The sequence below is a fragment of the Mesorhizobium sp. M7A.F.Ca.CA.002.15.2.1 genome, assembly GCF_003998715.1.
Taxonomy (GTDB): Bacteria; Pseudomonadota; Alphaproteobacteria; order Rhizobiales; family Rhizobiaceae; genus Mesorhizobium; species Mesorhizobium ciceri.
The window spans coordinates 1-5,554 of record NZ_RZPI01000367.1; the positions used below are offsets into that span (position 1 = coordinate 1).

A 5,554-nucleotide genomic window follows, 5' to 3' on the forward strand; every position below is an offset into this window, starting at 1 on the left:
ATTATGAAGCATTCCGGTTTTTCTCTTTTCAGGAGCCCTTCATGTCCACCATTTCGCGACGCATTCTTCTGCTCTCGTCGGCGGCACTTGCCGGTGCGGCCTTCCTCGGCCCGGCCCTTGCCAACGACCTCAAGATCACCATCGGCTACCAGACGGTGGTCGAACCCTCGAAAGTGCCGCAGGCCGACGGCGCCTATGAAAAGGCGACGAAGGCCACCATTGATTGGCGCAAATTCGATTCCGGCGCCGATGTCATCGCCGCGGTCGCTTCCGGTTCGGTCGATATCGGCTATGTCGGCTCGAGTCCGCTGGCGGCGGCGGCGAGCCGCGAGTTGCCGATCCAGACCATCTTCATCGTCGGCCTGATCGGCGAATCCGAGGCGCTGGTGGCACGCAACGGCGCCGGCATCGAGAAAATCGCCGATCTCGCCGGCAAGAAGGTCGCCGTGCCGTTCGTCTCGACGACGCATTACAGCCTGCTCGCAGCACTGAAGCATGAGGGCGTCGATCCGAAGTCGGTCGAGATCCTCAATCTCCGGCCTCCGGAAATCGCCGCCGCCTTCTCGCGCGGCGACATCGACGCCGCTTATGTCTGGGATCCGGCGCTCGGCCAGATCAAGACGACGGGCAAGGTGGTGGTGGATTCCTCGCAGGTCGCCGCCTGGGGCGCGCCGACCTTCGACGCCTGGATCGTGCGCACCGACTTCGCCGAAAAGAACCCGGAAGCGGTGCGCGACTTCGTCAAGGTGACGGGCGCGGCATATGCCGAGTTCCTCGCCAAGCCCGAAGCCTGGTCGGTATCGTCGCCGCAGGCGGCCGCGATCGCCAAACTCACCGGCGCCAAGCTGGAAGAAGTGCCGCAGCTGCTCAAGGGCTATGTCTTCCCGACGCTGGAAGAGCAGGCCTCCGACAAATTCCTCGGCGGCGGCACGGTCAAGGCGGTCGAAGCGACATCCACCTTCCTCAAGGAGCAAGGCAAGATCGACGCCGTGCTTCCCGACTATTCGAAATACGTATCGTCGAAATACGTCACCGAGGCGCTCGCCTCGAACTAGTACTCGCTTAACGCAATTCCGGACGGAAAACCGCTTCACGCTTTTCCTGGAATTGCTCTGAACGCGCGCGGATCTTTTTCCCTAACGCCGCGTGCTGACTGCCCCGGAACCGCTGACGAGGGCCGGGGCAGTCGGATTTCAACGAACCGCGAGGCATCCATGCCGCATCTCGTGCTCGACCCGCATCTCGTACTGGACAAGGTCTCGATCCACTATGACGGCCAGGCAGCGCCTGCGGTCGAGCGGGTGTCGATCGATGTCGCCAAGGGCGATTTCGTCGTGCTGGTCGGCCGTTCCGGCTGCGGCAAGACCTCGCTGCTCAACGTCGCCGCCGGCCTTGTCGCGCCGGCGCGCGGTACGGCTTCAATCAACGGCAAGCCGATCACAGCACCTGGCTCGGACCGGGCGGTGGTGTTCCAGAACGATGCTTTGTTCCCATGGCTGACGGCGCGCGAAAACGTTGCCTTCGCGCTCAGGCTGCGCGGTGTCGCTCCGGCCGAGCGGGCGCGGCGCGCCGATGAGCTGCTGGCGCTGGTGAAGCTCGCCGACGCCGGCGACAAGTGCATCTGGGAGCTTTCCGGCGGTATGCGCCAGCGTGTCGGCCTGGCCCGGGCGCTCGCCGCCGAACCCGAATTCCTGCTGCTCGACGAACCGCTCGGCGCGCTCGATGCGCTGACGCGCGAGCGCATGCAGACGACGCTGCTCGATCTGTGGACGGCAAGCGATGTCGGCGTGCTGATGGTGACGCATGGCATCGAGGAGGCGCTGGTGCTGGCCACCCGCATCGTCGTGCTGGCGCCTGGCCCGGGCCGCGTGGTGCAAACTTTCGAACCGGGCTTCTCCAGGCGCTACGCATCGGGCGAGGCCATCCGCACCATCAAGGCCGACCCGGCCTTCGCCGCGGCGCGCGGCGAACTAACCGACGCGATCTTCGAAGGAGAGGCGGCATGACCGTTACCTCCTACACCGAGCGGCCGGGACACAAGGTCGACGAGGCCGACGGCCTGTCGGTGCCGTGGTCGCGGTCCAGCCCGAAACGCAAAGGCGTTTCCGCGCGCGCGGTCAGCGTGGTGACCATCCTGGTGGTGCTGGCGCTGTGGGCGCTGTCGGCCCGCCTGCAACTGGTGTCGCCAGTGTTCCTGCCCTCGCCGGTTGCGGTGTGGAACAAGTTCATCACCGTCGCCCGCGACGGCTTCGTCGATGCGACGCTGCTGCAGCATGCCGTCGCCAGCCTGGGCCGGGTTTTCGCCGCGCTGGTCGCCGCCATCCTCGTCGGCGTGCCGGTTGGGCTCGCCATCGGCATCAGCACGATCGGGCGCGGCATCTTCGATCCGCTGCTGGAGTTCCTGCGGCCGATCCCGCCGCTCGCCTACCTGCCGCTGGTCATCATCTGGTTCGGCATCGGCGAACCGTCGAAGATCCTGGTGATCACTATTTCCATGCTGGCGCCGGTGGCATTGTCGACCGCGTCCGGCGTTCGCGGCGTTTCGCAGGAACGCATCAATGCGGCGCGCTCACTGGGCGCTACTCAGCGCCAAGTGGTCCGCCATGTCATCCTGCCCAGCGCGCTGCCGTCGATCCTGACCGGCCTGCGCATCGCGCTCGGCGCCGGCTGGTCGACGCTGGTCGCCGCCGAACTGGTGGCGGCGACGCGCGGGCTTGGTTTCATGATCCAATCGGCCGCCCAGTTCCTCGTCACCGACGTGGTGGTGATGGGCATATTGGTGATCGCGGCCATTGCCTTCGTGCTGGAATTCACCCTCCGCAGGATCGAGCGCGTGCTCGTCCCGTGGGCGGGACGCGAATGATTGGGAATCAGAAGAGCAGGAGAGAATGACGATGACCCATTCCACCGCCGTGCTGTTCGCCCAAGCCGGCAATTGGCTTCTCGCCTGGACCAGGGAAAGCCAGCCGCTTGAACAGCAACCGAAATCGCCAACGCCGGTCCGCTGGGACGCCGAGCGCGACCGCCTGCCGCCACGCGACGAGAGTTTTTACTGGGCCTGGCAGTACTGGTCGCAGTGAGGGGATTGGCGATTGGCACTAGCCCCCGCGTCTTCGTCATCCTAGGGCGAGCAAGGGCGAAGCGACGCAGCGCAGACCCCAGGATGACGAATTCCAGGTAGCCAAAGAAGATAATTCCCATTCTCCCCTCTAACTCGCAAAATCATTCCTCTACTAAATTTATAGAATTACCTAGCCTCATCCATCTTCCAACCGGCGAGGCCATTTCCGGCGCCGATCCGCAGCGAAGGAGAGGGATCAATGTTCAATCTAACGAGACGTGTTTTCGGCATCGGCCTGCTGGCGGCGACGGTTGCCGTGTCGTCCGGCGCCACGGCGCAGGAGCTGAAGCAGTTCAGCATCGGCTATCAGAAGACCGGCCTGCCGGTGATCGCCAGGCAGCAGCAGGTGATCGAGAAGGCACTTGAAGACAAGGGCGTGACGGTCAAGTGGGTCGAGTTCACCGCCGGTCCGCCGCTGGTCGAGGCGCTCAATGTCGGCGCCATCGATGTCGGCTGGACCGGCGACGCGCCGCCGATCTTCGGCCAGTCGGCCGGTGCCAACATCGTCTATGCCGCAGCGCTGCCGTCGAATGGCGAGGGCGAGGCGATCTTCGTCAAGCCGGCGTCGCCGATCCAGTCGGTCGCCGATCTCAAGGGCAAGCGCGTCGGTGTCGGCAAGGGCACCAGCGCGCACAATCTGCTCGTCGCCGCGCTGGAGAAGGCCGGCATCCCGTTCGACCAGATCACGCCGGTCTATCTCAGCCCGGCGGATGCGGCCGCAGCCTTTGCCAGCGACCAGATCGATGCCTGGACCGTCTGGGATCCGTTCTTCGCCATCGCCGAAACCCGCTACCAGCCGCGTGTGCTGGCCCGCTCCAGCGAGGTGCTGAAGGTCAACACCTATTTCCTCGCCAACAAGGACTTCGCCAAGGCGCATCCCGAAACCGTCACCACAACGATATCAGCCTTGGGCGAGGCGGCGAAATGGGCCGACCAGAACCGCGACAAGGTGGCCGCGGCGCTGCATGAGGTGACCGGCGTGCCGCTCGACGCGCAGATCATCGCCGCCAACCGCACCAAATTCGGCGTCTTCCCGATCACCGACGAGATCATCGCCGGCCAGCAGGCGACCGCAGACCGCTTCTTCAAGCTCGGGCTGATCCCGAACGCGGTCCGCATCTCCGACGCGGTGTGGACGGCACCCGGCAACTGACTTGTCCCCTGACGGCGCCGGATGAGAACGCCCGGCGCCATTTGCGTTCGCACCCATATCTCCAGGAGATCCGCCCGTGACTGTGCCAGACATGACCGCGCCTGCCAGCACCGCACCGCTCGATTTCTTCTGGTTCATCCCGACGCATGGCGACGGCTCCTATCTCGGTTCCGAGGAGCAGCAGCGGCCGCCCGAATTCGGCTACTTCAAGGAGATCGCGCAGGCGGTCGACCGGCTCGGCTTTCCCGGCGTGCTGTTGCCGACCGGCCAGAATTGCGAGGATTCCTGGATCACCGCGACGGGCCTCGCGACACTCACCGAAAAACTGAAGTTCCTGGTCGCGCTGCGGCCGGGCGTGACGCTGCCGACTTTCGCCGCACGCCAGACCGCCGCCCTCGATCGCTTGAGCAATGGCCGCCTGCTGCTCAATGTCGTGGTCGGCGGCAACCCGACCGAGCTCGCCGGCGACGGCGTCTTCCTGCCGCATAACGAGCGCTATGCCCAGGCGCATGAATTCCTGACCATCTGGCGCGGCCTGGTGTCCGGCGAGCGGGTCAATTTCAACGGCAAATATTACCGCGTCGAAAATGGCCGCCTCGACCTTCTGCCGCACCAGGAACGGCCGCCGCTCTATTTCGGCGGATCGTCGGATGCCGGCCAGGACCTCGCCGCGGACCTCGTCGACATGTATCTGACCTGGGGCGAACCGCCGGCGCAGGTCGCCGAGAAGCTGGCCGCGGCGCGCGCAAAGGCGGCGCGGCGCGGCAGAAAACTGCGCTTCGGCATCCGGCTGCATTTCATCGTGCGCGAGACCGAGGACGAAGCCTGGCGCGCCGCCGACCGGCTGATCAGCCATGTCACCGACGCCCAGATCGAAAACGCGCAGGCGCGCTTCCTCAACCAGATGGATTCGGTCGGCCAGCGCCGCATGTCGGAGCTGCATGGCGGCCGCCGTGACAGGCTGGTGGTGTCGCCCAATCTGTGGGCCGGCGTCGGGCTGGTGCGCGGCGGCGCCGGCACGGCGCTGGTCGGCACGCCGGAACAGATCGCCGGGCGCATCCGCGAATACCAGGCGATCGGCATCGATACCATCATCGGCTCGGGCTATCCGCATCTCGAGGAGGCCTACCGCGTCGCCGAGCTTCTGTTTCCGAAGCTCGGGCTCGGCACCAGGCGGCAGCGGGCGCATGAGAACATCGCCAACGAATTCTCGGTCGGCTTCCATGGCGCCAACCGCCTGCAGGCTTCGTCATGAGCTTTTCCACGCGCCTGCATAGCAA

Annotated in this window: 6 protein-coding genes; all 6 read left to right on the forward strand. The window is 65.5% G+C overall.

Going from position 1 to position 5,554, the window contains the following annotated elements; all coding sequences use genetic code 11:
* The first annotated feature begins 41 nt into the window (after positions 1-41).
* The 6 genes from tauA (at position 42) to ssuD (ending at position 5,529) form a co-directional block, all read left to right on the forward strand.
* A complete protein-coding gene (gene tauA, locus ENZ74_RS19905) occupies positions 42-1,055 on the forward strand; it encodes a taurine ABC transporter substrate-binding protein (protein ID WP_024502228.1) in 1,014 nt (337 codons plus the stop codon).
* Positions 1,056-1,214: 159 nt separating this feature from the next.
* On the forward strand, positions 1,215-2,006 hold the full coding sequence (locus tag ENZ74_RS19910; RefSeq protein ID WP_013528707.1) for a taurine ABC transporter ATP-binding protein: 792 nt from the start codon (positions 1,215-1,217) through the stop codon (positions 2,004-2,006).
* On the forward strand, positions 2,003-2,863 hold the full coding sequence (locus ENZ74_RS19915; RefSeq protein ID WP_063169611.1) for an ABC transporter permease subunit: 861 nt from the start codon (positions 2,003-2,005) through the stop codon (positions 2,861-2,863). The genes ENZ74_RS19910 and ENZ74_RS19915 overlap by 4 nt, the downstream gene beginning before the upstream one ends.
* Positions 2,864-2,894: 31 nt before the next feature.
* Positions 2,895-3,080: a hypothetical protein gene (locus tag ENZ74_RS19920; RefSeq protein ID WP_013528709.1), complete on the forward strand. Its 186-nt coding sequence runs from the start codon at positions 2,895-2,897 to the stop codon at positions 3,078-3,080.
* A gap of 240 nt (positions 3,081-3,320) precedes the next feature.
* A complete protein-coding gene (locus tag ENZ74_RS19925; protein WP_127224153.1) occupies positions 3,321-4,274 on the forward strand; it encodes a sulfonate ABC transporter substrate-binding protein in 954 nt (317 codons plus the stop codon).
* A gap of 91 nt (positions 4,275-4,365) precedes the next feature.
* Complete coding sequence (gene ssuD / locus ENZ74_RS19930; RefSeq protein ID WP_063169610.1) at positions 4,366-5,529, forward strand: FMNH2-dependent alkanesulfonate monooxygenase; 1,164 nt, start codon at positions 4,366-4,368, stop codon at positions 5,527-5,529.
* Positions 5,530-5,554 lie beyond the last annotated feature (25 nt).